Source organism: Rhizobium fabae (genome assembly GCF_003985135.1).
Lineage (GTDB): Bacteria > Pseudomonadota > Alphaproteobacteria > Rhizobiales > Rhizobiaceae > Rhizobium > Rhizobium pisi.
On record NZ_ML133680.1, the window covers coordinates 1 to 1,538 of the forward strand.

At 59.2% G+C, this 1,538-nt stretch carries 1 protein-coding gene; it reads right to left on the bottom strand.

Going from position 1 to position 1,538, the window contains the following annotated elements; translation table 11 throughout:
- Positions 1 to 76: 76 nt before the first annotated feature.
- Positions 77 to 1,459: an IS1182 family transposase gene (locus tag EFB14_RS32730; RefSeq protein ID WP_126830942.1), complete on the bottom strand. Its 1,383-nt coding sequence runs from the start codon at positions 1,457 to 1,459 to the stop codon at positions 77 to 79.
- Between the last annotated feature and the right edge of the window lie 79 nt (positions 1,460 to 1,538).

Sequence of the window (1,538 nt, forward strand, 5' to 3'; positions counted from 1 at the left end):
GATACCGTTGATAAAGTCGCGTCGAGATCGTGCGGCAGCTCTGGATTGCGGCTGGCGCGCCAAGGTGTAGCTCCCTTTATGCTGGTTTCGGCATCGGCGTCGGGATTAGCTTTGCGAGTTTCCGGAGGTTTTGGGCTGCGGCTGCGAGGTGGAACTCATCTCTAGCTCCATTCGGCCCTCGTAGTCGCAAGCGATCCAATCTGAGGATGCGTTTGAGGTGAGCAAAGAGCATCTCGACCTTTTTCCTCTCCCGCCTCGAAGTGACATAGGCTTCCGTTTTGGCGATATCGCGAGCCATGTCGCGAGCGCCCTCATGGATGGAGCGTGGTATTTTGCGCGCCGGGGTGTTCGGGCAGCATTTGGGTTTCAGGGCGCAGGGATCGCAGTCGTGCTTGCTGGCTCGGTAGCGTACCATGCCATCCTCGTCGACAAGCGGACGCTCATTTTTGTAGGTGATCTGTCGCGAGCGTAACTCCTTGCCGCCAGGGCAGGTATAGAGATCGCGTTTGTGGTCGTAGACAAAGTCGGCTTTTTCGAAAGTGCCGTCGCGCCGCTCGGACTTGTCGAAGACCGGGATATGCGGCTCTATCCCCCGCTCGTGCACCAGCCAGCCCAGCATCTCGGCAGAACCATAGGCGCTATCGGCGGCCAGCCGTTCTGGATAAAGGTCGAAGCGATCCTGGGTGCGTTCGATCATGGTGCGTGCCGCGCCGACTTCGGCCTGTCGGATCGCCCGGCTCGCTTCGACGTCAACAATGATGGCATTGTTCATATCGATCAGATAGTTGGTGGCGTAAGCGAAGAAGGCATGGCCCTTCTGCGCTCCGGTCCACTGCGCCGCCGGATCAGACCTCGATACGAACTTCGGCTTCACCTCACTGGCCGCACCCCACGCCGCGTCATCGAGCGTGTCGAGATATTCCTGGACCGAGCGACGGGTCTCGGCCATCGCACTCCAGTCGACAGTTTCCGACCCTTCCGCCGAGCGTTGCTTGTTCGCATCCGCCTTGATCAGGCTCGCATCGACGGCGAAGCCTTCGCCGCCGACAAGACCCTCGTCGATGCAACGCCTTACTGTCGTCTCGAATAGCTCGCGCAGCAGATCACTATCCCGGAAGCGGCCATGCCGGTTCTTGGAGAAAGTCGAATGATCCGGCACATCGCCTTCCAGGCCGAGCCGGCAGAACCACCGATAGGCGAGGTTCAGATGCACCTCCTCACACAGCCGACGCTCGGAACGGATGCCGAAGCAGTAGCCTACGATCAGCATGCGGATCATCAGTTCTGGATCAATCGAGGGCCGCCCGATCTCGCTATAGAAAGGCCGCAAGTGGAACCGCAGGCCGGACAGGTCGACGAAGCGGTCGATAGAACGCAGAAGGTGGTCCGCCGGAACGTGACGCTCAATGCTGAACTCGTAAAACAGCGCTTCCTGCATCACTGTCCGCTCGCCCATCATCGTACTGTCCTCCCAATGCCTGGAACGACTGAATCAGAACTTCACACCGACAGCAACACCGACTTTTTCAACGGTATCG

Excerpts from the sequence above, each read along its gene's own strand:
- EFB14_RS32730 (WP_126830942.1), bottom strand. The coding sequence starts at position 1,459 with ATGATGGGCGAGCGGACAGTGATGCAGGAAGCGCTGTTTTACGAGTTC.